Origin of the sequence: Microbulbifer aestuariivivens (genome assembly GCF_039545115.1) — a bacterium.
Taxonomy (GTDB): domain Bacteria; phylum Pseudomonadota; class Gammaproteobacteria; order Pseudomonadales; family Cellvibrionaceae; genus Microbulbifer; species Microbulbifer aestuariivivens.
The window spans coordinates 1-23,993 of record NZ_BAABRT010000028.1 but is presented as its reverse complement, the minus strand read 5'-3'; the positions used below and the strand labels follow the sequence as shown (position 1 = coordinate 23,993).

19 protein-coding genes and 1 tRNA gene are annotated in these 23,993 nt (G+C 61.1%); 5 read left to right on the top strand and 15 right to left on the bottom strand.

Going from position 1 to position 23,993, the window contains the following annotated elements:
* Nucleotides 1-396: 396 nt before the first annotated feature.
* Complete coding sequence (locus ABEA58_RS13765) at nt 397-2,856, bottom strand: DUF1631 domain-containing protein (protein WP_345552395.1); 2,460 nt, start codon at nt 2,854-2,856, stop codon at nt 397-399.
* 392 nt (nt 2,857-3,248) lie between these two features.
* On the opposite strand from ABEA58_RS13765, the gene nadC reads away from it, so the two are divergent.
* A complete protein-coding gene (gene nadC / locus ABEA58_RS13760; protein ID WP_345552393.1) occupies nt 3,249-4,103 on the top strand; it encodes a carboxylating nicotinate-nucleotide diphosphorylase in 855 nt (284 codons plus the stop codon).
* 308 nt (nt 4,104-4,411) lie between these two features.
* Here the strand turns inward: nadC and ABEA58_RS13755 are convergent, their stop codons facing one another.
* The 10 genes from ABEA58_RS13755 to ABEA58_RS13710 form a co-directional block, all read right to left on the bottom strand.
* The gene (locus ABEA58_RS13755) at nt 4,412-5,182 is read right to left on the bottom strand and encodes a sulfite exporter TauE/SafE family protein (RefSeq protein WP_345552391.1); all 771 of its coding nucleotides are present in this window, start codon (nt 5,180-5,182) and stop codon (nt 4,412-4,414) included.
* Nucleotides 5,179-5,448, bottom strand: coding sequence for a cbb3-type cytochrome oxidase assembly protein CcoS (gene ccoS, locus ABEA58_RS13750; RefSeq protein ID WP_345552389.1), 270 nt, complete (start codon nt 5,446-5,448; stop codon nt 5,179-5,181). The genes ABEA58_RS13755 and ccoS overlap by 4 nt, the downstream gene beginning before the upstream one ends.
* A gap of 3 nt (nt 5,449-5,451) precedes the next feature.
* Nucleotides 5,452-7,917: a heavy metal translocating P-type ATPase gene (locus ABEA58_RS13745; RefSeq protein ID WP_345552387.1), complete on the bottom strand. Its 2,466-nt coding sequence runs from the start codon at nt 7,915-7,917 to the stop codon at nt 5,452-5,454.
* Nucleotides 7,914-8,438: a FixH family protein gene (locus tag ABEA58_RS13740; RefSeq protein WP_345552385.1), complete on the bottom strand. Its 525-nt coding sequence runs from the start codon at nt 8,436-8,438 to the stop codon at nt 7,914-7,916. Before ABEA58_RS13740 ends, ABEA58_RS13745 begins: the two co-directional genes overlap by 4 nt.
* Before the next feature lie 108 nt (nt 8,439-8,546).
* The gene (gene ccoG, locus ABEA58_RS13735) at nt 8,547-9,965 is read right to left on the bottom strand and encodes a cytochrome c oxidase accessory protein CcoG (protein WP_345552383.1); all 1,419 of its coding nucleotides are present in this window, start codon (nt 9,963-9,965) and stop codon (nt 8,547-8,549) included.
* Between the two features lie 148 nt (nt 9,966-10,113).
* Complete coding sequence (ccoP, locus tag ABEA58_RS13730; RefSeq protein ID WP_345552381.1) at nt 10,114-11,022, bottom strand: cytochrome-c oxidase, cbb3-type subunit III; 909 nt, start codon at nt 11,020-11,022, stop codon at nt 10,114-10,116.
* Nucleotides 11,019-11,285, bottom strand: coding sequence for a cbb3-type cytochrome oxidase subunit 3 (locus ABEA58_RS13725; RefSeq protein ID WP_345552380.1), 267 nt, complete (start codon nt 11,283-11,285; stop codon nt 11,019-11,021). The genes ccoP and ABEA58_RS13725 overlap by 4 nt, the downstream gene beginning before the upstream one ends.
* A 13-nt stretch (nt 11,286-11,298) precedes the next feature.
* Nucleotides 11,299-11,916 carry a cytochrome-c oxidase, cbb3-type subunit II gene (ccoO, locus tag ABEA58_RS13720; RefSeq protein WP_345552377.1) on the bottom strand — a complete coding sequence of 206 codons (618 nt, stop codon included), beginning with the start codon at nt 11,914-11,916 and terminating at the stop codon, nt 11,299-11,301.
* A gap of 11 nt (nt 11,917-11,927) precedes the next feature.
* Nucleotides 11,928-13,382 (bottom strand): cytochrome-c oxidase, cbb3-type subunit I, encoded by a 1,455-nt coding sequence (gene ccoN, locus ABEA58_RS13715; RefSeq protein ID WP_345552375.1) that lies wholly within the window; start codon nt 13,380-13,382, stop codon nt 11,928-11,930.
* Nucleotides 13,383-13,527: 145 nt separating this feature from the next.
* Nucleotides 13,528-14,748, bottom strand: coding sequence for an argininosuccinate synthase (locus tag ABEA58_RS13710; protein WP_345552373.1), 1,221 nt, complete (start codon nt 14,746-14,748; stop codon nt 13,528-13,530).
* 299 nt (nt 14,749-15,047) lie between these two features.
* Between ABEA58_RS13710 and pyrC the strand changes: the two genes are divergently transcribed.
* The 3 genes from pyrC to ABEA58_RS13695 all read left to right on the top strand — a co-directional run bounded on the left by pyrC (nt 15,048) and on the right by ABEA58_RS13695 (nt 17,708).
* On the top strand, nt 15,048-16,079 hold the full coding sequence (pyrC, locus tag ABEA58_RS13705; protein WP_345552417.1) for a dihydroorotase: 1,032 nt from the start codon (nt 15,048-15,050) through the stop codon (nt 16,077-16,079).
* 143 nt (nt 16,080-16,222) lie between these two features.
* Nucleotides 16,223-16,915, top strand: a complete 693-nt coding sequence (gene rnt / locus ABEA58_RS13700; protein WP_345552372.1) for a ribonuclease T — start codon at nt 16,223-16,225, stop codon at nt 16,913-16,915.
* 595 nt (nt 16,916-17,510) lie between these two features.
* Nucleotides 17,511-17,708 carry a hypothetical protein gene (locus ABEA58_RS13695; RefSeq protein ID WP_345552370.1) on the top strand — a complete coding sequence of 66 codons (198 nt, stop codon included), beginning with the start codon at nt 17,511-17,513 and terminating at the stop codon, nt 17,706-17,708.
* A gap of 389 nt (nt 17,709-18,097) precedes the next feature.
* Here ABEA58_RS13695 and secF read toward each other — a convergent pair whose 3' ends face one another.
* The 4 genes from secF to queA form a co-directional block, all read right to left on the bottom strand.
* Entirely contained in the window at nt 18,098-19,099 is a 1,002-nt protein-coding gene (gene secF / locus ABEA58_RS13690) for a protein translocase subunit SecF (protein ID WP_425563537.1), read from the bottom strand.
* An 11-nt stretch (nt 19,100-19,110) separates the two neighbouring features.
* Entirely contained in the window at nt 19,111-20,979 is a 1,869-nt protein-coding gene (gene secD / locus ABEA58_RS13685) for a protein translocase subunit SecD (RefSeq protein ID WP_345552368.1), read from the bottom strand.
* Nucleotides 20,980-21,136: 157 nt separating this feature from the next.
* Nucleotides 21,137-22,252 carry a tRNA guanosine(34) transglycosylase Tgt gene (gene tgt, locus ABEA58_RS13680; RefSeq protein ID WP_425563538.1) on the bottom strand — a complete coding sequence of 372 codons (1,116 nt, stop codon included), beginning with the start codon at nt 22,250-22,252 and terminating at the stop codon, nt 21,137-21,139.
* Between the two features lie 58 nt (nt 22,253-22,310).
* Nucleotides 22,311-23,351, bottom strand: coding sequence for a tRNA preQ1(34) S-adenosylmethionine ribosyltransferase-isomerase QueA (gene queA / locus ABEA58_RS13675; protein ID WP_345552363.1), 1,041 nt, complete (start codon nt 23,349-23,351; stop codon nt 22,311-22,313).
* Between the two features lie 140 nt (nt 23,352-23,491).
* Between queA and ABEA58_RS13670 the strand changes: the two genes are divergently transcribed.
* Nucleotides 23,492-23,578 (top strand) — tRNA-Leu (locus ABEA58_RS13670).
* Nucleotides 23,579-23,993: the final 415 nt, after the last annotated feature.

Genomic DNA, 23,993 nt, shown 5'->3' with positions numbered 1-23,993 from the left:
GTGTTTACTTGCTTGGCACCCGATGATGGGCCGGTTTCTGAGATCCGCTTCTATGAGCCGTTTCTGGTATCCGTTTAACCGCAGGGTGAGCCCGATAAACACCAACCAATAATAACAACGCCAAGATAATAAATACGCCGCCAAGGGTCACATGGTCCAGCGCGACTCACACGTGTATAGCACGATCGGCCTGAGGTACACCCAGCCTAGGGGTCTGGGGTCTGGGGTCTGGGGTCTGGGGTCGGGGGTCAGAGGTCAGAGGTCAGAGGTCAGAGGTCAGAGGTCAGAGGTCAGGAGTGAGAATGCCAGCGGGACTGGCCGTGACTTAATACCGGGGTTCCTTGGCACCACCAGGCTGTTCACTGGCGTGGACTTCCGCTGTTGGCGCAACGCAGATCAGCCTTCCCGGGTTTTACGCACATTGCTGATCACCGACTGCAGGGCCCGCTCAAACAGCATGCCGTCGTCCATGGGTACAAGCCTGGCGTCACGGAGCGCATGGGCTAGTTCCAGACGGGAAAATTCCGCCACTTTGGCGCCCTTGCGGTTGACGAAAATAAACTGGTCGATGTCCTTGATCACTGCAGCTAGGCGGCACCGGAATTGCTCCCCTTCGGGTCGCTTCAGCTCGAACCACCCCCCCTGGGCGAGGCGGAAGGTCATCTGCCAGTGGGTATCGCTCTCGTCCAGCGCGGGTATCTCTCCCTGGCCGGATTCGCCTGCGGTCATTGCCGCTCTGGCTGCGGCCTGCTCAAGCTCCTCGACCTGGGGGATAGTGACTTTGCCGGCGGCTGTCTCAGGTGCCCCCCGAGAGGCAGCGCCCCCGGCCTCGCCGGCGGACCCGGGAGCCTCTGTAACTGCCTTAACCATCGGCGCCTGCGCGCCCTCTCCCGCGCCCATTCCCGCGCCCTCTCCCGTGCCCTCCCCCGCTCTGTCGCCCATATCGACGCCCGTATCGGCGTCTGTTCCCGCTTCCGTTCCATCTTCGGCGGCGGAGGCAGTCGCGGCCACAGTCGCTGTGGCAACCTCGGTCAGCGCGAAACGCTCCCGGTAGACTTCCTTCAGGTCCGCAAACAGACGGCGGGCTTCGAATGGGTTGAGGGAGGCGGACTTCGCCGCCGCCTTTAGCCTCTCCTGTAAAGTCGGCAAGAGTGCCAACAGCAGCTTGCGATTTGCGGGCATGGGTGCCAGTACGCTCCACACCAGATCCCGTGCGGTGCGCACCTCGCGGGTCCAGGTCTCGGACTCGGTGCCCTCCTTGACCGCAACCAGAAACAATACATCACTGCAGACCTTATTGAGCCAGTCCAGAACAACCACCGGCAGATCGCGCTCAGCGATCAACGCCTTTATAAGCGCCGCCACGCGGGCGCGCGCGGCCCTGGCCCGCGCCCTGCCGTCCGCCTCGTCGATAACGCGACGCTCCAGCATTTCGGCGCGCCGGCGTTCACGGGTACTGAACTGTTCAAAGGACTGCAGCAGTATCGAGAAGAGACCGATATCCCGATCGAACTCCTTGCTGATGCGGTCCACCACACGGGCAACCTCCCGGTATAGCGGCTCCTGCTCGTAGTCCTCGCCGGGCAGCCAGCCGGTCGAGACTTCGGCGAGCGTATTGAGGAGCTTGCGCGCGGGATGCTCACTTTTGGCGAACAGGGATTTATCCGCAATGCCCACCTTGAGCAGGGGCAATTGCAGCCTGCCCAGTTGGGACTTGATGGGCGCAGCCAGATTGCGATCGTCAAAGATGAACGAGAACAGCATTTCCACCAGTTTGATGACATCGCTATCCACTTTGGCCAGCGATGCGGACTGCTGGGATTCCACCAGGCGCTGCTGCAGCAGCTGGCTCACATCGAGCAGCTGGGGCCCATCCGGCTCGCCTGCGACAGCTGAGAATTGCAACTCTCCAAGATGCCCCAAAAGATCCGTGGCCGGCATGGGTGGCAGCCCGGCGCTCGGGGGGAGCAGCCCGCCACCGGCAAACTGTGCGCTTTGCGCCGCCAGAATGGCCGCGATGCCGTCGTGATTTGCCGTTCCCTCAGAGCCGGGCTCGCTGGAATCAGCGGTGTCAGGGGAGGCCGCGGGGAGGGTCCACTGCGGCTGCGCCCGGCGTGCGCGAGCCTTTGCCTGCCGCGCTTCCCGCTGCCGCTGCTTCAGGTCGGGAAGGATGCCCTGCTCCACCAGTGTCTGGTTGCACTCGTCGTAGAACTCCCCAAGCGGCACCATCATCACTTGCTCGAACTTCTTCAGCACCGTCAACCGCGCGCGGATATGGATGTCGAGTGGCCGCAAGGCGTACAGGAAAGCCTCGCAGAGGGCCTCCGGACGCAAGGGGTTATTTTTTTCGTCAACCCGCACCGGATAGAGTTCATCCAGGCGCAGCAAAAGTTCTTCGAGGGGGTCGGCAAAGGCCTTTTCGGCATTGGCCGCCATGGTTTCTACCGCGACCAGTTGCTCCAGGTCATCATTGTGAATAAGGGAGAGATCGTTTGAGAAAAGCGGCTCATCCTCTGCCTCCAGTTCCTCGGGCAGGCGGAAGTTGTCGTCTAAATTTTCACCAAAGCGGGTGGCTATATTGCGGCGCTCCACGCGCAGAACCCGCAGGGCCTGAAAAAGGCCATCCTGCTCCTCCTGGCCGTGAGCCCGTTCCGCCATGGAAAACAGCGAATCGTCCACCTTGCTGAACAGCTGCTTGAGGCGGTTAAGCAGCAGCTCGCGCCCCATGTCCCGAAGAGAGAGCACGATGGGAGGCAGCTTCAGGGAGCTTTCATCCAGATCCTGACGGACGCCCTGCCGCGCAGAGGCATCGTCTTCGGAAAGGGACGCTTCCTTTATCTCTTCCTTGATCTCCACCTTGTCTCCCGAGGGCCCCCGATGGCAGTCCATTCCATGGTGTATTAATCGCTGCAGCTGGCTGTGCCTGCGATTCCTGTACATTGCCGCAGCTTTTTATAATGCTTTATAACGCTTATATCGCAACGTCCGTACAGCTTTCGAGCTTACAAGCATTCTAACGCCAATTTGTCACAATGCGACAGGAATCACGTAAGGATTTTGGGATACCGTTCACAGCCCGGCCCAGTTTGACACGTTAAACCCACTAAGTGCCACAGAAGCGGCCGGGGCAATTTCCATAGGTGAATTCTGCTAAGATGCCGCCCCTGTAAAAAGCCGCCCTGGTTAAAAGCCGTTTCGGTCAGAAGCCGCTCCGGTTAACAGCTGCCCCGGTAAAAAGAGGCCCCGCGATGTATCCGCAAGCAACCGACATCCCCAATCTGTTCGAAGATCTGAAACGCGCCGTTCGCTATGCGCTGGAGGAGGACGTGGGCAGCGGAGATATTACCGCTCAGCTGATTCCCGCCGATCGCGAGGCAAGGGCCAGGGTCATCACCCGGGAAGACTGCACCGTCTGTGGCCGCGCCTGGGTTGAAGAGGTGTTTCAGCAGCTCGACCCGGGGGTAAAGCTCACCTGGCATTGTGAAGATGGCGATAAAGTGGCGGCGGAAACGGTGCTGTTCGAGCTGGAAGGTAACGCGCGCTCCATCCTTACCGGCGAGCGCACAGCCCTGAACTTTCTGCAGACCTTATCGGGCACCGCCACCACTGCGGCGGAATATGCCGCGCTGGCGGCGGGCACCGGGGTAAAGATTCTCGACACCCGCAAGACGATCCCGGGGCTGCGCAGTGCACAGAAATACGCCGTGCTCTGTGGCGGCTGCAGCAACCACCGCTTCGGTCTCTACGACGCCTTCCTGATCAAGGAAAACCATATTGCCGCCGCCGGCGGTATTGATGCCGCGGTGCGCCAGGCGAGAGACATCGCCCCTGAGGCGCTGGTTGAGGTGGAAGTGGAAAACCTGGATGAGCTGGCCACGGCCCTGGAAGCCGGCGCCGATGTAATTATGCTGGACGAATTCAGCGATGCCGACACCCGCACGGCGCTCAGCCTGGCGAAAGGGCGCGCCAAAATCGAGATTTCCGGCAGTGTCGACGCCGCGAGACTGGCGCAACTGGCCGCGATGCAGGCGGACTACATTTCATCGGGCAGCCTGACCAAGCACTTGCGGGCCATCGACCTGTCTCTGCGTATCGACCTCTGAAGGCTATTCGCCTCTGCGTGCCTGCGGCTCAGCGACTCAGCGACTCAGCGACTCAGCGACTCAGCTACTCAGTATTTCAGCACCGCCGATCCGACTCCAGCAGGCGGCTTGCCCGCGCAGCTGGACGAGGTCTGTTCGGTGCTGGCAAACAGCGCGCTGATTTACGCGCTCCGCCACGCCCGTTTGGGATGACGCCCCCCTTTCACCGACTGAGTCATCAGAGTTTCTACTATCCCCGCCCCCGCCTGGACCAGCCTGGAAAAGTTGCTGATTGACCCCGTGCGGGCGGTCGTGCGGCGCCGAACCACTCAGTGGTGGTGGTGATGCCCACCCTGCTCGGCGGGTTCGGCCACACTGTTCTCAAGGGCTGCCGGAAGAGCTGCCGGGCTGGCATGGCTGGAGTGGGCGCCATGGCCACTGTGGGCCAGCGCGCCCCATAGGGTCCACAGGCCGAAAAGCAGGATCACCAAAGCCATCAGGGTACGCACCAGCGGACGCTGCACCAGTGTGCGCACCCGTGCCCCGGCGGCCCCGGTGGCGAACATCGCCGGCACGGTGCCGAGGCCGAAGGCAAACATCGCCAGGGCCGCCTGAGTGCTGCCCCCCTGGGCCAGTGCATAGGTAAGGGCACTGTACACCATGCCGCAGGGCAGCCAGCCCCAGATGGAACCCAGTACCAGCGCCTGCGGCGCCGAGCGCACGGGCAGCAGCTGCCTGCTGAAGGGCTGCAGATATCGCCACAGATAGGCGCCGCCGCGCTCCAGCCAGGTCAGTCCCTGCCACCAGCCGCCAATATAGAGCCCCATTGCCACCAGCATCACGCCGGCGATGATTCTCAATGGCGTCAGGGTGGGCAGTATCGCCGCACCCAGTGCGCCAGCAATCGCTCCCATTAGGGCATAACTGCCGATACGCCCGGCCGAGTAGGACACCAGCTGGCCCCAGGCTGGCTTCTGGCCGGGCACCGCCATTCCCAGAGCGGATGAGATGCCCCCGCACATGCCAATACAGTGGCTGCTGCCAAAAAAACCCACCGCCAGCGCGGCCGCGATAAAACTCCAGTCGCCCACCGGCGTCATCCCCCGTTGTTGTGATTCAGGTTTTCCCCTTGCTCCTGCCGAGCTCCGGCAGGTGCCCCATGGGCGGTGCTGCTAGGTTCTTGCCGGTTTGCAGAGTGCTTTTGCTCCGCCGCCACTGCGCTGGGGGCATCGTCATCAAACAGGATGCGCCGGCCCTCGGTTTCCAGGTCGTCATACTGGCCGTTGTTCACCGCCCAGAAAAACACCTTGATGGCGATCGTCACAAAGATAATGGCAATGGGTATGAGGAAATACAGGCTTTCCATGGGTCACCTCACAGGTTGCGCCGCCGTGCTCAGCTCCACTCCCGCCTCACTGCGTCGAGGTGTCCAGCGCGACAGGCGCAGGGCATTGAGCACCACGATCAGGGAGCTGGCCGACATCCCCAGGGCCGCCATCCACGGGGGCACCAGTCCACAGACCGCCAGCGGCAGGGCCAGCGCATTGTAACCCAACGCCCAGGCCAGGTTCTGGCGGATGACAAGACGGCTCCGGCGCGCCAGCTCCAGCGCATTGGGTATTACCTCCAGGTCGCCATTGAGCAAAATGGCATCCGCCCGCGACTGCGCCAGATCCGCGGCGGAGAGCATGGCCACCGAGGCATCGGCACCGGACAACACGGGCACATCGTTGAGGCCGTCGCCGACCATCAGCACCCGATCACCACCGGCCTGCAACTGATGCAGCCGGGTGAGTTTTTCCTCGGGCGATACTCCAGCCCGGTATTCGCTGATTCCGACGATACCCGCGAGACGCGCCACCTCGGCCGACTGGTCGCCGCTCAGCAGTTCGAGCCCCAGCCCCGAGTGGCGCAGCCGAGCCACCGCCGCCATCGCCGATGGGCGCAGTTGATCGCCGAGTGCTATCCAGGCCACAGGGCCGCCATCATCTCCCAGCAGCAGCCACTGGCCTTCATCCGCTGGCGGCGATGGCGGTTGCGCCACCACGAAGTCCGCCCGTCCCAGCCGCAAAGAAATCCCATCGACCCGCCCCTCTACGCCGCGACCGGTATGGATGACCACCTCGCGCGCCTGCAGATTGTTGAACCAGGGCCGGAATGCGCGTGCCAGCGGGTGGTTGCTGCGGGATTCCAGCGCCGCGGCCATATCCCGCACCCGCTGCTCTGTCCAGCCATCCCGCAACAGCCGAATGGCGAGAATGTGCGGCTCGCCCCGGGTCAGGGTGCCGGTTTTGTCGAACACCACCCGTGTCAAGCGCGGCAGCGTCTCCAGCAAATGACCACCGGCCACCAGCAAGCCGAGCTGCTGCAGCCGCAGGGTGGCGGCGGCCAGCGCCGCCGGGGTGGCGAGGGACAGGGCGCAGGGACAGGTCACCACCAGCACGGAAAGCGCAATCCAGAAGGCCCGCTCGGGTTCTACCTGCCACCAGAACACAAAAGCGGCGCCGGCCGCGGCGAGTACCACCGCCACAAACCAGCCGGCAATCCGATCCGCCAGGGCCACCTGCTGGGGCTTTTCCAGCTGGGCGCGCTCCACCAGCCGCTCGATGGCCGACAGGCGGGTAGCCTGACCGGCGGCGGTGACACGCACTTCCAGTGTCGAGTCACCATTGACACTGCCGGCATAGACCCGGCTGCCTGCGGTCTTCTGCTGCAGGGCGGACTCACCGCTCAACAGGGATTCATCGACGCCGCTGGTTCCTTCCAATACTTGTCCGTCCGCTGGCACCGTGTCGCCGGGGCGCAACAGTATCCGGTCGCCCGCGGCAAGCGTCGCCACGGGCACCTCGCGGCTTTCCTCGCCCTCGAGTTTGCTGGCAGTCAGCGGCAGCAGTTGCGCCAGGCCACCGCTGGCGAGGCCGGCCCGATGCCGTGCGCGCATCTCAACGGTGCGCCCGAGCAGGAGGAAAAAAGTGAACATGGAGATGGACTCGAAGTACACATCCCCGGTGCCGGTCAAGGTGGCATAAAAGCTGGCGGCGTAGGCGAGGCCGATGGCCAGGGAGACCGGCACATCCATGCTGAGGTGACGGCTGCGCAAGCTGCGCCAGGCGGCGGAAAAAAATGGCCGCGCGGCGAAGAGCACCACGGGAGTGGCCACCAGCAGGGACACCCAGCGGAAATAACGCTCCACTTCCGCATCGATACCGGAGGCCTCGCCGAAATAGAGGGCGATGGCGAACATCATCACCTGCATGGTGCCGAGTCCGGCGACTCCCAGGCGTCGCAGGGCCGCGCGCCGCTCGCGCTGAATCAATTCCTCGCTGTTGGCCGCGGTGGCGGCGGCCGGGCGGTAGCCGATACGGGCCAGCTCCGCGAACAGCAGACTGACTTGCAGCCGCCGGGGGTTGAAGACAATCTGCGCCCGCTGGGTACTGGCGTTGACGGAAACGCGCTCCACCCCCTCCAGCCCTCCGAGGTGTTTCTCAATCAGCCAGACACAAGCCGCGCAGCTGATTCCGCCCACCAGCAGGCTGGCCATTTTCACAGAGTCCTCGCCGCCCTCAGCCGGCCCCCAATCGCGCACAAACTGCTGCTGCAGCTCGGGCAGGTCAAAGGCATCCCAGCGGGCCTCGCGAGGGCTGTCCGCCTCCGGTCGCTGGCTGGGGGTATCGCGGAAGCGGTAAAAATTGTCCAGGCCACCGGCAACGATGGCCCCCGCTACAGCCTCACAACCGGGGCAGCACATGGGGCGATCGGCACCGTCGATCACCACCGAGTGGTGGCTGCCGGGCGGTACCGGCAAGCCACAGTGGAAGCAGCTGTCTCCGCTCATTGCACGGCGGGATTCAGCGGCGCCGCATGGCCCAGCTCGAAATTAATCTCACCCTTGAGGCGCCAGTCGGAGTCCAGGTGTTGTTTGGGGTCCAGCTGCGGCATCAGGCGCAGATACCAGCGGTAATGCAGCTCGCCTTCATAGGTTCCGCGATAGCGTCCTGAGGATACCTGGGAAAGGGGAATATGGTGATCCAGATCCTCCTCCACCGGGTGGCTGAGGGACAGCAACAGCTGCTGTGGATAGTCGACGATACCGGTCAGATCAAGACTGACGGTATTGTCTTGCGGAGTGAACTGCACCAGAGCCGCAAGCTGCAGCGCCTGGGCGCGCTCATCCTGGTCGGCGGTATAGTGATACATGCGGCTGTCTTTGTAGTAGGTATCGCTGACCGTATCGTCCGCATGCCGCACAGCAATGGACACCATGGTCAGGGAAACCAGCATCACCAGAATCAGTGGTGCCAGCACAAACCACAGCCAGGTTTCCCGGTACCAGGGTTTCGGGGGTAGATCGTTCACGATTTTTCTCATAATGACAGGGCGGCTGGTAGCCTCTCCCGCCACCTGGCCGCCCTATGGAATCCAGAGCCGACACCCACGCCATAGCGCCCGGGTGCCGCTCGATTGCTATTTCTTCGGGCCGATAAATACCGTCTTGTGTCGATCGGCCAGCGCCTTCTCATCCAGCGCTTCGACGATGATATCAATATTGTGCTTGGTATCTTGCAGCTGCTCTTTCGGCACACTGATACGGATCGGCACAGCGTAGATCTCGCCCGCCTCCAGATAGATCTGGCGGGGCATGCGCAGGGTGTAATCGAGACCGTCTTTGCCTTCAACACGGATCGTAAACTGGTGCGCAGCCTGATCCATATTGTTGATTTTCACCGTGTACACATTCTGGATATCACCGCGATACTCCCGATAGAGTCGCGCGCCGCGATCCCGCAGGACTTCCGCCTCGATAGGACTGCGAGTGAGAATCTGCTGGGTAAACAGACCGACCATGGCTGACAGCACGATCGCGTAGCCGATCAGGCGCGGGCGCAGATATTTGGTCTTGCCGGTTTCCAGCTCGTCTTCGGAGGTGAAGCGAATCAGCCCTCGTGGGTAGCCCACTTTGTCCATGACACTGTTACAGGCGTCCACGCACAGGCCGCAGTTGATACATTCATATTGCATGCCGTCGCGGATATCGATATCCACAGGGCAGACCTGTACGCACCAGTAGCAGTCGATGCAATCGCCCATGCCCTCGGCTTTGTAGTCCACACCCTTTTTGCGCGGGCCGCGGGTCTCTCCGCGACGGGCATCGTAGTAGACCGCCAGTGTGTCCTGATCGTACATCACCGACTGGAAACGGGCGTAGGGGCACATGTACTTGCACACCTGCTCACGCATAAAGCCGGCATTGAAAAAAGTGGCAAGGGTAAAAAAGCCCACCCAGAAGGCCCCGGCGGGGTGCGCGTTAAAGGTGGCCAGATCCACCACCAGTTCCCGAATCGGGTAGAAATAGCCCACAAATGCCAGCGCCGTGGCGAGGGCAATAAATAGCCAGATCGCGTAGGTTGCGGATTTTCGCAGCGCCTTCTCGGCGCTCATCGGCGCGGCATCGAGCTTCATGCGCTTGACCCGGTCACCCTGGCAGATTCGCTCCGCCCACATGAACATCATTGTCCAGACGGTCTGGGGGCAGGTAAAACCACACCACACACGACCCAGCCAGGTGGTGACCGCAAACAGCGCGAAGGCGGACATGATGAGAATCCAAGCCAGCAGGAAGCCGTCCTGGGGACCAAAGGTGGCCCAGAGAATATTGAACTTGCGCTCCGGCAAGTCAAAGTGCACCGCCTGGCGGCCGTCGATATTGATCCAGGGGATAAAGAAAAACGCAGCCAGCAGCGGCAGGCCGGTGTATTTGCGAATGCGGGTATAAACGCCACGAATGTGACGGGTATAGATCTTGTCTTCGGATTCGTAGAGCATCCGGTAACGGACATTGCCCTCGCCTTCCTGCTCTTCGCGGGTGGGTATCAGATCACTCAAGACAAACCTCACTTATGCTCCGGGCCCTGCCTGCAGGGGAGCACTCCTCGTATGGCTAACAATGAGGCCTTTATTATTCGTCCCTGTGCGCCCGCTTCCTTGTCTGGCCCCGCCGAAGCGGGGCCCGTATTTTATGGCTCAGTGAGAATCACTGCTCCACTTCGTCCTGGCGAGACAGGCTATACACATAGGCTGCCACCAGGCGAATCTTGTCGTCGCGCAGTTTGTCATTCTGGGCCGGCATCTTGTTGGTGCGGCCACCGCGGATGGTGTGCTGGATCTGCTCGGGGCTGCTACCGTACAGCCAGACATTATCAGTCAGGTTGGGTGCGCCCAGAGCCTGATTGCCCTTGGCATCCATACCATGACAGGCCATACACACCTGACCATAGATTTGCTGGCCCTTAGCGGCCATCTCCGCGTTGTGCTCCAGGCCGTTCAGGGAGAGCACGTACTCGGTAGTATTGCGTACGCCTTCCTCGCCAATAATCGGCCCTTGCGGCGGCATCATGCCCTGGCGGCCCTGATACAGGGATTCCAGAATCTTTTCCGGGCTGCCGCCGTACAGCCAGTCGCTGTCGGTCAGGTTCGGGAAACCGTAGTTGCCGCCACCGTCAGCACCGTGGCATACGGCGCAGTTATTGGCGAAGATCCGCGCACCCATCTTGAGGGCATCGCGATCCTGGGCGACTTCCTCGATCGGCATCTGGGCATACTTGCCAAAGGTCTCGTCGAACTTTTCCTGCGCCTTTTCTTCACTCTTTTCCAGGGCTCCGACAGATGTCCAGCCGCGGACCCCCTTGAAGTTGCCCATGCCGGGGTAGATAACCAGATAGATGGCGCTGAATATCAGTGAACCGACGAACAGCATGAACCACCAGCGCGGCAGCGGATTATCGTACTCCTCGATACCGTCATAGACATGACCGGTGGTCTGGTTACTCGGTGCGGCCTGGTCATCCACCGCCACCTTGCGGTTAGCGAACAGAACCCAGCACACCAGCGCCACGTTGGCGAGCGTGAGCACGATTACCCACAGACTCCAGAAAGTTGTCATTTTTCGTCCTGCCCCTTCTTGTGCTCGGCGGAGGCGCTGTGGTGGCGATCACCCTCAGCACCCTCTTCCGCAGAGTCTTCATCAGTATTTTTCTTGTCGGCATCATATGCCGAACGAATGGATTGCTCTTCGTCCGCGAACGGCAGCTTCGCATCCTCTTCGAAACGCTTCTTGCGCTTCGGTGAGAAGGCCCACCAGCAAACCGCCAGAAAGGCGACCGCGCCGAGCACAACCGCAATCTGCCGCAATATATCGATGGTCAAGAGCAACTCCCCCTTAACGTTTCTGCTGTACCAGAACACCCAGCTGCTGCAAGTAAGCAACCAGTGCGTCGATTTCCTTCACGTTGCCACCGATAAACGGCTCGCTGGCGGTGGCGATGTCCTCGTCAGTATAGGGAACACCGGCGAAGCGCATGGCGCGCATCTTGTCGGCGGTACGCTCACCGGTAACGACGTTGTCAAACAGCCACGGGAATGCCGGCATATTGGATTCCGGTACCACATTGCGCGGGTTGTACAGGTGTGCACGGTGCCACTCGTCGGAGTAGCGGCCGCCAACCCGAGCCAGATCCGGACCGGTGCGCTTGGAGCCCCACAGGAACGGATGGTCGTACACGAACTCCTGGGACATGGAGTAGTGGCCGTAGCGCTCCACCTCGGCGCGCAGTGGACGCACCATCTGTGTGTGACAGACGTGGCAACCCTCGCGGATATAGATGTCGCGACCTTCCAGTACTATAGGGTCCCAGGGCTCAAGTCCCTTAATCGGTTCGTGGTTCGCCTTGATGAAGAACTGCGGAACAATCTCCACCAGCGCGCCGAAGCTGATGGCGACGGCGACCAACACGATCATCAGACCGATGTTTTTTTCTACGATGTCATGATTCTTCACGATCTGGACTCCTATGCCGTGTGCGCCAGAGGAACAGTGTTGTCCTGCTGATTGGCGTTTTCCTTATCGGTAATGGTGCGGAAGACGTTGTACGCCATCAGCAGCATACCCAGCACGAAGAGCGCGCCACCGATAAAGCGAACGTAGTAGCCCGGATAACTCGCCACAACGCTCTCCACGAAGCTGTAGGTCAGAGTGCCGTCGGCGTTGAATGCACGCCACATCAGGCCCTGGGTAATGCCGTTCACCCACATGGCGGCGATGTACAGCACGGTTCCGACAGTCGCCAGCCAGAAGTGCGCATTGATCAGCTTCACGCTGTACATTTCCTTGCGGTGGTAAAGGATGGGCACCAGGTGATACAGGGCACCGATGGAAATCATTGCCACCCAGCCCAGCGCGCCGGAGTGCACGTGGCCCACGGTCCAGTCGGTATTGTGCGACAGGGCGTTCACGGTCTTGATGGACATCATCGGGCCTTCAAAGGTGGACATGCCGTAGAAGGACAGGGACACCACCAAAAAGCGCAGGGTCGGGTCGGTGCGCAGTTTGTGCCAGGCACCGGACAGGGTCATGATGCCGTTGATCATGCCGCCCCAGGAGGGTGCCAGCAGGATAATGGACATGATCATCGCCAGGCTCTGGGTCCAGTCCGGCAGTGCGGAGTAATGCAGGTGGTGGCCACCGGCCCAGACGTAAATGGAAATCAGCGCCCAGAAGTGCACGATGGACAGCTGGTAGGAATATACCGGGCGCCCGGCCTGCTTGGGCACGAAGTAATACATGATGCCGAGGAACGCTGCGGTCAGGAAGAAGCCCACCGCGTTGTGGCCGTACCACCACTGGATCATGGCGTCGGTGGTGCCGCTATACAGCGAGTAGGCCATAAACGGCGCGTAGGGCACAGCCAGGTTGTTGACGATATGCAGCACGGCAATGGTGATGATGTAGGCGCCGAAGAACCAGTTCGCCACATAGATGTGGGAAGTGCGGCGCTTGGCAATGGTGCCGAAGAAGACCATGGCATAGGCCACCCACACCACCGCGATAAGGATATCGATCGGCCACTGCAGCTCGGCGTACTCCTTGGCGGAGGTCAGCCCCATGGGCAGGGTGATGGCCGCGAGCACAATCACCAGCTGCCAGCCCCAGAAGGTAAAGGGCACCAGCCAGCCACCCCATAGCGGCGTCTGGCAGGTTCGCTGCACCACGTAATAAGAGGTGGCGAACAGCACACTACCACCGAAGGCGAAAATCACCGCGTTGGTGTGCAGCGGGCGCAGGCGACCAAAGTGGCTGAACGGCTGAAAGAAGTCGTTCAGTTCCGGCCACGCCAGCTGGGCGGCAATCAATACCCCCATTGCCATTCCGAAAACACCCCAGACCACCGACATAATGGTGAACTGGCGCACGATTTTGTAGTCATAGGCCGGAACGGGTCCGGTCTTTGCCACGGTTGTCGTCATTGTGTCACTTCCGTTGCTTTTTTGAGATTCTTTTCAGCAAACGAGCGAAGGCCCGCCATCCTGATTCCGGCTGCTTCTATTCAAGGTAGACACGGCCGGACGGCAGGCGATGATTTAAACGTATCAATCACCCGCCAAACCTGATCTAGGTCAATTCGCGCCCTTTGCCTGCGGCTATTCGCAGACGCAGCGCGTTCAACTTGATGAAGCCTTCGGCATCTTTTTGATCGTAAGCGCCGGCGTCATCCTCGAAGGTGGCAATGCGCTCGTCGAAGAGGCTGTCTGGCGAACGGCGACCCACGGCGCTCACGCTGCCTTTATACAGTTTCAGGCGCACTTCACCGTTTACAACATGCTGGGACTCATCGATAGCCGCCTGCAGCATGCGACGCTCAGGAGACCACCAGTAACCGTTATAAATCAGCTGTGCGTAGCGGGGCATCAGCTCATCTTTCAGGTGCGCCACCTCCCGGTCCAGAGTGATGGACTCAATGGCACGGTGTGCCTTCAACAGGATGGTGCCGCCGGGGGTCTCGTAGCAGCCGCGGGATTTCATGCCCACATAACGGTTCTCTACGATATCTAGACGACCGATACCATTGGCACCGCCCAACTTGTTGAGCCTTTCCAGCAGCGTGGCCGGAGACAGGCGCTCGCCGTCGATTGCCACCGGGTCACCGTGCTCGAAGGTAAGCGTAATGTAGGTGGGCTTATCGGGTGCCGCCTCGGGGCTCACACTCCAGCGCCACATATCCTCTTCCGCTTCCGCCCACGGCTCTTCCAGCACACCGCCCTCGTAGGAGATGTGCAGCAGGTTGGCATCCATGGAGTAGGGTGACTTCTTCTTGCTGGAGGAGAAGTCCACGGGAATCTTGTGCTGCTCGCAGTACTGCATCAGCTTTTCGCGGGAATTAAGATCCCACTCGCGCCATGGCGCGATCACCTTGATGCCCGGCTTCAGGGCATAGGCGCCGAGCTCGAAGCGCACCTGATCGTTGCCCTTGCCGGTGGCGCCGTGGGAAATGGCATCAGCGCCGGTTTCGTTGGCGATTTCAATCAGGCGCTTGGCGATCAGCGGGCGAGCGATGGAGGTACCCAGAAGATACTCGCCCTCGTAGATGGTGTTGGCGCGGAACATCGGGAAAACGTAGTCCCGCACAAACTCTTCGCGCAGGTCATCGATATAGATTTCCTTGACCCCGAGAGCCTCGGCCTTGGCACGTGCCGGCTCGACTTCCTCGCCCTGGCCAATGTCAGCGGTGAAGGTCACCACCTCACAGCCGTAAGTATCCTGGAGCCATCGCACAATCACAGATGTGTCGAGCCCGCCGGAATACGCCAGTACTACCTTGTTGATATCACTCATTGTCATCCTCTACCGGGATTTGGTGTCGCCCCAAATACCCACGACCACACCCCATGCCATTGGTCGTGCGCAAAGCGTTTATCTGGGGGGATTATTGTTTGAGATGCGCCCAGGAATGGCAGCTGCGCTGCCTTTTTCGGGTCGCGATTGTATCGCTTCAGATGGCGGACGACTAGCGCCGATTGGTCCCGCGGCGGAAGAGTTTACTTTTTAAACAGGCGGCAGATCGCATTTTGAACGGCGTTCGGTTAGCATCTGCGCCCCAATCACCCGGCCCACTGTTTGCATTCGCGGAATTGATCATGGACCAACTCACCCTTCGCGCTCCCGATGACTGGCATATTCACCTGCGCGATGGCGCCGCTCTTCGGCGCACCGTCGGCGACGCCGCGCGGCAGTTTCGCCGCGCCATTGTGATGCCCAATCTGGTACCGCCCGTCGTCGACGCGGAAGACGCGCTTTTTTATCAGCTGCGCATCCGCGAGCAGATACCGGAGGGCAACCCCTTCGAACCCCTGATGGTGATCTACCTGACCGACCGCACCGACGCCGAAACCGTGCGCCTGGCCCACAAGGCCGGTGTCGTCGCCGCCAAACTCTACCCGGCTGGCGCCACCACCAACTCCGACTCCGGTGTTACCGACATCGCCAACATTTACCCGGCGCTGCAAGCCATGCAGGAGTGCGGCATGAAACTGCTGCTGCACGGAGAGGTAACCACCGCGGACATCGACATCTTCGACCGCGAGCAGGTGTTTATCGAGAAGATACTGTCCCGCGTCGTGGACGATTTCCCGACCCTCAAGATCGTACTGGAGCACATCACCACCGCCCATGCGGCGGAATTTGTGCAAAAGGCCCGCGACGGAGTCGGCGCGACCATTACCGCGCACCACCTGCTGTACAACCGCAACCATATGCTGGTTGGCGGCATACGGCCGCATTACTACTGCCTGCCGATCCTGAAGCGGGGCTACCACCAGTCCGCCCTGATCGAGGCCGCCACCAGCGGCAGCCCCAAGTTTTTCCTCGGCACCGACTCGGCCCCCCACGCGCAGGATAAAAAAGAGACCGCCTGCGGCTGCGCCGGATGCTATACCGCCTACAGCGCCATCGAGCTCTACGCCGAGGCTTTCGAGCGCGCCGGCAAGCTGGACCGGCTGCAGGCATTTGCCAGCGAGTTTGGCCCCGACTTTTACGGCCTGCCCCGCAACGAGGACACCATCACCCTGGTCCGCGAGCCCTGGCGCCTGCCGGAGAGCCTGCCCATGGGCGACCTGCGCCTGATACCGCTGGCGGCGGGTGAAACCCTGAATTGGCGGCTGGTATGATCCATAGCCGGTGAATCCCTGTATGCGTAATGTGCGGGTATCCACTGCCCTGCACGCGACTTTCGGCGAGAGGGATCTCGCCACATACCCGACAGGGACGCCACAGACCCTATTTTGAACCCGCAGACAATCAAGGATCTTAAGTGACCCCCGCCGAAGAACCCTCCGGACCCAAAAGCCTTCTGGCCCAGCGATTTCGCGGATTCCTGCCCATCGTGGTGGATATCGAAAGCGGTGGCTTCAATGCGCGCACCGATGCCCTGCTGGAAATTTCCGCCGTTATCCTGGACATGGATGAAGACGGGGTGATCTTCCCCGCCGAAACCCACAGCTTTCATATCGAGCCCTTCGAGGGCGCCAATGTGGAGCAATCCGCTCTCGATTTTATCGGCATCGACCTGGAATCCCCGGACCGGGAGGCGTGGCCCGAGGAAATCGCCCTGCCGGAGCTGTTCCGCAAAATCCGCGGCGCGGTCAAAAAGCACAACTGCACCCGCGCCGTGCTGGTGGCACACAACGCCCACTTTGACCTGGGCTTCGTCAACGCCGCCGTGGATCGCTGCGGCATCAAGCGCAACCCCTTCCACCCCTTCTCCTGCTTCGACACCGCCACCCTGGCCGGCCTCGCCTATGGCCAGACTGTACTGGCCAAGGCCTGCCAGGTGGCGGGTATTGAATTCAGCAACAGCAGCGCGCACTCGGCGGAGTACGATGCGGAGAAGACCGCGGAACTCTTCTGCCTGATCGTCAACCGCTGGCGCGCCCTCGGTGGCTGGCCAATGCCACTGCAGGCCGCACCTGCGGAAGCAGAAAACCACACCGCAGCGGGAGAGTAACTTTCACCTCAACGCCCGGAACCCGGAACCCGGAACCCGCTAAAAGGTTCCGGGCGCCTCATGCGCCGGTGCCAGCAAAACTCTAACCCAGCTCCTCTTGCCATCAGCGCCAGCTTCCGACCCTCCACCGACCCCGCACAGCCCTGCCCACACCGCCCCCTAACGAAGAAGGCTGAGTGGCTGATCCTCAACGGCCGCATAGTGTGGCTAACAGTAGTCAAGCAGCAGTCAGCTGAATTCGCCCTAGCCAAGGGCTGGAGGTACCCGGAGCGATAAAGCCGGGAAACTGGCAGGGCAGTAGAGGGGGGCGGCAGGCAACCTGGGGCGGAGAAAGCGCTCAGGGAGTAACGGGGTAGTGGAACAAAGCAGGAATGGAGATGAAAGGTGGGATGCGCAGGGACAAACTGCAGAATTCGCGGCAGGCCTCAGCCGTGCAGGCCGCTCAGGCAACTCATACAAGTGAGCCACTCAAGCAATGCCACCCAGCCCACCGGCTACCCAGCGGGCGCCATTGCACAGCCAGCAGGCAAGTGGGTGATTTTTTATCCAACCTGCTGTAGAATGTCCGGTTCACGTAGAAAACCGGATAATTATTGTGGCCAAGAAAGCTTCCAGCGCGTCTAAACGCAAGCAACCCACCGCTTTGGAAACCCGCGAGAGTATTGAAGAACAGGTAAAGGCCTTCCTCTCCTCCGGCGGTGAAATCCAGCAGGTTCCCAAGGGAATCAGCGGCCAGACCAACACCTCCGGCCCCAAGCATATTACCCTGGGCAACAAGAAGCCCCGCGCCTAGGCCTGAGCAGAATTCAGGGCACAGCTCAGGGAAGAAATACCCAAGCTGAAACCGCGGACCGGCTGAGGTCTCTCCCGGCCGCGCGCTCCTCCTGCCCGAGCATCTTTTGCCTGTGCCTCTCTTCCCTGCGCCTCTCTTGCCTGCCTGTGCCTCTTAGCTAAAGCCCTGCGGCTTTACCGTTCAGACTTTTCAGACCCTACTACCGCTTAAGCTCTGTCGCGCTGCGGCCCACAGCGGCTATCCAGCCAGTTAATCTTTGCCAGTTTGCCAAAATTCTCTGCTGGCCTCTGCCTTCAGCCTCTGCGCGGCAGCCAACTCTCCGCAACAGTCAGGTTTGCTGCCGGTTCGCGTTTGCGGCGCTGCCTGCACTCCGCCGAGGAGAAGATGCCTTAAGGCATCTCCTCCAATTCCGCTCCCTCTTTGACCGGCGGCATCAGGTCTTCCTTAGTAATCCCCATCGCCATCAGCACGTTCGCGGCTACATAGATAGAAGAGTAAGTACCAACCACCACACCCACGATCAACGCCAGGGAGAAATTGTGAATCAGTTCACCGCCGAAGAACTGCAGGGCCCAGAGCACCAGCAAGGTAGTGAATGAGGTCATAAAGGTACGGCCGAGGGTCTGGCTGATGGAAATATTGATAATTTCCTCAGGGCTCGCCTTGCGCACCTTGCGGAAGTTTTCGCGGATACGGTCCGCCACCACGATGGTATCGTTCAGCGAGTAACCGATCACCGCCAGCACAGCGGCCAGCACCGTCAGATCAAAATCCAGCTTCAACAGGGCAAAGAAGCCAAGCACGATAATCACATCGTGAATAAGGGCCGCGACTGCACCGACCGAGAATTTGTACTGGAAGCGCAACGCCACGTAAGCCATCACCACCACCAGCGCAAACAGCATCCCCAGGCCGCCGTCGTCACGCAGCTCTTCGCCGATCTGCGGGCCGACCATTTCCACCCGCCGCAGGGTCACGGTTCCGGGAGAAGCCTCGCCCAGCATTGTCACCAGTTTGTCACCGATGGACTGGGTCGCCTCCTCGTCCCGGGCACTGATCTGTGTCTGTTCTTCTGCAACCGCCGGCGGCAGCTTGATCAGAATCTCACGGTCGGAGCCGAAGCGCACCACCGTCGCCCCCTGATAGCCGGCTTCCGTCAGCTGCCGGCGCACATCCTCGATGCGCGGCGCCTGTTCATAGCCGACCTCGATCTGGGTGCCACCGGTAAAATCCAGGCCGAACTTCAGGCCATTGATTGCCAGCGCCGCCAATGAGGCCAGCACCAGAATGATGGACAAAGCCGCAGCCGCTTTGCGCCAGCGCATGAAATCGTATACGCGCTGCCCCATGTACTCGGTGAACTTGCCGTTTTCCACTTTGGTCTCACTCATTGCCAGCGCCCTTAAATCCAGAGTTTCTGTACACGGCGACCGCCGTAGAACAAGTTAATCAGTGCCCGCGTGCCCATGATGGCGCTGAACATGGAGGTCAGAATGCCGATGGACAGGGTCACCGCGAATCCCTGTACCGGGCCTGAGCCGATGGCATAGAGGATCACCGCCACGATGAGCGTGGTGATGTTGGCATCCACAATGGTGCTGAAGGCGTTGTCAAAGCCAGCCGTGATCGCCGATTGCGGCGGCATACCGTTACTCAACTCCTCCCGTATTCGCGAGAAGATCAGCACATTGGCGTCCACCGCCATACCGACGGTGAGAACGATACCGGCGATACCCGGCAGGGTCAGGGTGGCGCCGAGAATCGACATCACCGCCACCAGCAGGATCAGATTCACCGCCAGTGCGATGTTGGCCGCGAGGCCAAAAACGCGATAGAACAGCAGCATACAGATCACCACCGCCAGCAGGCCGATCTGCACAGAAGTCACACCCACCTTGATGTTATCGGCACCCAGGGAGGGGCCGATCACCCGCTCTTCCACGAAGTACATAGGCGCGGCCAGGGCACCGGCGCGCAGCAGCAGCGCCAGCTCCTGCGCCTCGGCGGGGCTGTCGAGGCCGGTGATCCGGAACTGGCGGCCCAGCGCGCTCTGCACCGTTGCCAGGCTGATGATTTTCTTGTCGTCGGTGCGGCGCTGCACCACGATCTCGTTGCCTTCCGCATCCGTGGTGGTTTCCGGCACAAAGCGGCTCTCAATAAACAGCGTGCCCATGCGCCGGCCCACATTCTTCCAGGTGGAGCGGTGCATCAGCTCGCCACCACGGGCATCGAGGGTGATGTTCACCTGCGGCAGGCCGTTCTCGTCGTAACCGACGCGGGCATCGGTCACACGGTCACCCTTGATAATGACCTTGCGCTCCAGCCAGGCGCCGCCGTAAGCCTGGTTCTGCTGCTCGTTGCGGAAGTCGAAGAACTCCTTGTTGGTCACCAGCGCCCCCGGCTGGGCTTCCATGCGGTATTCCAGGTTGGCGGTTTTACCGATAATGCGCTTGGCCTCGGCGGTGTCCTGCACGCCCGGCAGCTCCACCACAATCCGGTTGGCGCCCTGGCGCTGTACGATAGGCTCGGCCACGCCCAGCTCGTTCACCCGGTTGCGCAGGGTGGTGAGGTTCTGGCTTACCGCATAGTCTTCCAGCTTTTTGATTTCCTGCTCCGCCAGCGTTGCGCGGATTTCAAGATTGCTGCCGCTGCCGGCTTCCATCAGCTGTAGCTGCGGAAACTCCTTGCGCAGGGTAGAGAGCCCCTGATCGCGCAGCGCCTCGTCGCGGAAGCGGGCGACAATCTCGCGGTCATCCACCAGGTCCACACTGCGATAACGGGCCTTGGCCGCACGCAGCTTGGCTTTCACATCCTGGAGGTAGCCCTCCATATTGGTGCGCACGATGGTGTTGGTATCCACCTCCATCAGAAAGTGCACGCCGCCGGCCAGATCCAGACCCAGCTTCATCGGGCTGGCGCCCAAGTTGGCAAGCCACTCCGGCGTGGTGGAAGCCAGGTTCAGGGCCACCACGTAATCACCGTGGCCAAGGGCCTGCTGGATGGCGCGTTTTGCGGGCAGCTGGTCCTCGATGGACTTGAGGCGCAGCAGCACGGCTTTACTCCCCACTTCCCCGCCGAAGTACTCGATACCCGCCTCATCCAGAGCCTTGCGAGCCTTGTTCAGAACATTCTCACCGATCTCCATAGTGGTGGACTGGCCGGAGATCTGTACGGCCGGATCGGGCTTGTAGAGGTTGGGGGCGGCGTAGAGGAGGCCAAAGCCCACCACCGCGAGAATCAGGAGGTATTTCCAGAGGGGGTAGCGATTCATGCTGCTCTCGTTGTTGTAATACGGCCCTGCGAGCCGATAAATCTTGGCAATGTCGAAGGATATGCGGGCCGAGCCGCCATAATGCAAGGCGCGACCTTCCCCAGGTGGGGCCGATTATACGGGGATCATCTGAGGGTACAAATGGCGGGGCCGCCCGCTAGTCCAGCGGCGGCACTTCGCGGCCCAGTCGCGCATAAAAGGCGGCCACGTAGGCTTCCAGCTCGCCCTCGGCGATGGCATCGCGCAGGTTCTGCATCAGGCGCTGGTAGTGGCGCAGGTTGTGGATGGTATTGAGCTGAGCACCCAGAATCTCGCCGCAGCGATCCAGATGGTGCAAATAACTGCGGGAGAAATGCTCACAGGTATAACAATCGCACCCCCCCTCCAGCGGGCGGGTGTCGTGGCGATGCTTGGCATTGCGGATCTTCACCACCCCGTCAAAGGTGAACAGGTGGCCGTTGCGGGCGTTGCGGGTCGGCATCACGCAGTCGAACATATCCACACCACGGCGCACCGCCTCGACGATATCCTCCGGCTTGCCCACGCCCATCAGGTAGCGCGGCTTGTCCGCCGGCATCTTGTGGGCCAGGTGGTCCAGCACCTTGATCATTTCCTCCTTGGGCTCACCCACCGACAAACCGCCGATGGCATAGCCATCGAAACCGATCTCGGTAAGGCCGCGCAGGGAGACATCCCGCAGCTCAGGGTACATGCCGCCCTGCACAATGCCGAACAGTGCCGAGGGACTGTCGCCGTGTGCCGCCTTGGAGCGCTCCGCCCAGCGCAGGGAAAGCTCCATGGACTTGCGCGCCTCGTCCGGGGTGGCCGGGTAAGGGGTGCACTCGTCAAAGATCATTACAATATCGGAACCCAGCGAACGCTGAACCCGCATGGACGCTTCCGGGTCCATAAAGACCGGACTGCCATCCACCGGCGACTTGAAGGACACACCCTCCTCGGTGATCTTGCGCATCTTGCCCAGACTGAACACCTGAAAACCACCGGAGTCCGTCAGGATAGGGCCCGGCCACTGCATAAAATCGTGCAGGTCGCCGTGCTCTTCGATCACCTCGGTGCCCGGTCGCAGCATCAAATGAAAGGTGTTGCCGAGAATAATATGCGCACCAATAGCCTCCACATCCCGCGGCAGCATGCCCTTGACCGTGCCGTAGGTGCCCACCGGCATAAAGGCCGGGGTCTCCACCACGCCCCGGGGAAAGCGCAGCCGCCCGCGGCGGGCCTTGCCGTCGCTGGTGTCCAGTTCAAACTGCATAAAACATTCGCGGCTCAAGGGGCTCTCCTCGGTTTATTCGTTGGCAAGGGGCGGGCAACTACCAGGGGCTGACGCTGGGGTTGCGGTCGATCAGCATGGCATCACCATAACTGAAGAAGCGGTAGCGCTCCCGCACCGCCTCGCGGTAGGCGTTCATCGTCTGCTCGTAGCCAGCAAAGGCGCTGACCAGCATCATCAGGGTGGATTCCGGCAGGTGGAAATTGGTGATCAGGCGATCCACCACCCGGAACTGATAACCGGGATAGATAAAGATATCCGTCTCACCCACCGTCGGTTTCAGCTCCCCGGTGGCCGCAGCGCTCTCCAAGGCCCGCACACTCGTTGTTCCGACGGCGATCACGCGACCGCCACGGGCGCGACAATCGGCGACCGCCCGGCACACTGACTCGGGCACGTTCAGCACCTCGCTGTGCATCTGGTGCTCATAGATATCGTCCACCCGCACCGGCTGGAAGGTGCCGGCGCCCACATGCAGGGTCACAAACGCAGTTTCCACGCCCATAGCCCGCAGGGTATCCAGCATCGCCTCGTCAAAATGCAGCCCCGCCGTGGGCGCGGCAACGGCTCCCGCCTCGCGACTGTAAACCGTCTGGTAGCGCTCGCGATCCTCCTCGTCATCGGGCCGGTCGATATAAGGCGGCAGGGGCATATGGCCGAGGCGTTCCAGCACCGGCAACACACCCTGCGGGGGGAACGCCAGCTCGAACAGGGCATCGTGGCGCGCCACCATCTGCAGCGGCGTATCGTCCTCCAGCAAAATGGCGCTGCCGGGCTTCGGCGACTTGCTGGAACGGATATGGGCCAGCGCCCTGCCCTCGTCGAGCACCCGCTCGATCAGTATCTCCAGCTTGCCGCCGCTCTCCTTGCGCCCGAACAGCCGCGCCGGAATCACCCGGGTATCGTTGAATACCAGCAGGTCGCCGGACTGCACCAGTTGCGGCAGCTCCGCGAACTTGCGGTGCGCAATGGCCCCAGTGGGCCCATCCAGGCACAGCAGGCGGCTGCCCCGGCGCTCCCGGGCGGGCGCCCGGGCAATCAGCTCATCGGGCAAATCAAAGTGGAAATCCTGGCGACGCATGGCTTCAGTTTAGGAGGTTGAAAATCGGCCGCGAAGATTAACGGAAACCCGCCCAAGCGCCAAATCCGGTTGACCGGCACCGGGCCATCGCTATAATCACCCACCTGTATGAGGCACCCGATACCATGCCTCCAGACGCTGCCAGAGTGGTGAAATTGGTAGACACAGGGGATTCAAAATCCCCCGCCCTTAAAAGCGTGCCGGTTCGAGTCCGGCCTCTGGTACCAAACAGAAAGGCCCGCAACTGCGGGCTTTTTTCGTTTAAGGCCTTTAAGGCCTGAGCCAAGTACATCCCACGCCCCCCCCGCGACTGTCACCGCTGCACAGTCAGAATCAGCAACGAAGCGCCAGTAATACTCGCCACCATCGTGCGGAGCCGATGGCGGCATGCCGCCAGAACCACTCAGCGTCAGGGGCACTCACCGCTGCACCATGCAGGCCGCATATACCCGGCTAGGGAAGCTCTGAACAACTCATGAATTTCCACGCCGCTCTCCGAAGCCTCTATTTATTGCCTTCTGGGGTGGAAACCCCCTGTGTATTCCTCTGTTTTCCGTCTGGAATTTGCTTTTCAGCAAACTCCAGGCGGAGTTATCCCGTTATGTCGTCCTATATGAATCTGCCCGCAGCAGATTGGTAAAG

Bases quoted from the DNA above. Each gene is read 5' to 3' on its own strand.
- secF (WP_425563537.1), bottom strand. From the start codon at position 19,099: ATGAGTGAGACCAAAGTGGAAAACGGCAAGTTCACCGAGTACATGGGG.
- nadC (WP_345552393.1), top strand. From the start codon at position 3,249: ATGTATCCGCAAGCAACCGACATCCCCAATCTGTTCGAAGATCTGAAA.
- ABEA58_RS13755 (WP_345552391.1), bottom strand. From the start codon at position 5,182: ATGACGCCGGTGGGCGACTGGAGTTTTATCGCGGCCGCGCTGGCGGTG.
- ccoP (WP_345552381.1), bottom strand. From the start codon at position 11,022: ATGACAACTTTCTGGAGTCTGTGGGTAATCGTGCTCACGCTCGCCAAC.
- secD (WP_345552368.1), bottom strand. From the start codon at position 20,979: ATGAATCGCTACCCCCTCTGGAAATACCTCCTGATTCTCGCGGTGGTG.
- ccoN (WP_345552375.1), bottom strand. From the start codon at position 13,382: ATGACGACAACCGTGGCAAAGACCGGACCCGTTCCGGCCTATGACTAC.
- queA (WP_345552363.1), bottom strand. From the start codon at position 23,351: ATGCGTCGCCAGGATTTCCACTTTGATTTGCCCGATGAGCTGATTGCC.
- tgt (WP_425563538.1), bottom strand. From the start codon at position 22,252: ATGCAGTTTGAACTGGACACCAGCGACGGCAAGGCCCGCCGCGGGCGG.
- ABEA58_RS13745 (WP_345552387.1), bottom strand. From the start codon at position 7,917: ATGAGCGGAGACAGCTGCTTCCACTGTGGCTTGCCGGTACCGCCCGGC.
- ccoS (WP_345552389.1), bottom strand. From the start codon at position 5,448: ATGGAAAGCCTGTATTTCCTCATACCCATTGCCATTATCTTTGTGACG.
- ABEA58_RS13710 (WP_345552373.1), bottom strand. From the start codon at position 14,748: ATGAGTGATATCAACAAGGTAGTACTGGCGTATTCCGGCGGGCTCGAC.